This window comes from Roseateles chitinivorans, assembly GCF_002761755.1.
Classification (GTDB): Bacteria; Pseudomonadota; Gammaproteobacteria; order Burkholderiales; family Burkholderiaceae_C; genus Roseateles; species Roseateles chitinivorans.
In genome coordinates this window covers 1-442 of the sequence record NZ_PEOG01000215.1, presented here as the reverse complement: position 1 = coordinate 442, position 442 = coordinate 1, and the positions used below count along the sequence as shown (strand labels likewise).

At 37.8% G+C, this 442-nt stretch carries 1 protein-coding gene; it reads right to left on the bottom strand.

What is annotated here, in order from left to right:
* Positions 1-442: hypothetical protein (locus tag CS062_RS26555; RefSeq protein ID WP_158238938.1), on the bottom strand; the 442-nt coding region annotated here is incomplete at both ends.

Here is a 442-nt window from a genome sequence, read left to right as displayed (position 1 = left end):
CGATGCACAATTAATTTTTTGACTAGCTGTAGGTTGAGAAAGATCACGAACTGTTGCAACAAATTTAGGCTGATCAGAAGCACTGTGACCAGGATTTTGAAGTACTAGTGCATATGCGTAAGTAATATTGTATGTAGTTACACCTTGAGGAACGGTTAGTCTATAACTAATCTGGTCAGCAATTCTACCGGTTTGTCGGTTGCCCAATTGAAATGAATAATCATAAGTATAGCCTCCTATTTGAGGTACTTTTTTTAATGTGGGGATTAGTTCATCATAATCAAACTGACCATCTTGCCTAGCTTTATTAACCAAAAAGCCAACAGTGTTACCATTATCATTTGCCGATCTAATTGTTACCAGTTTTGCAGGAGAAGGGTTATTGAATGTTGAATAGGTGGCGATTCCCCCACTATAAGTACCACTGTTGTATGACCAGAAA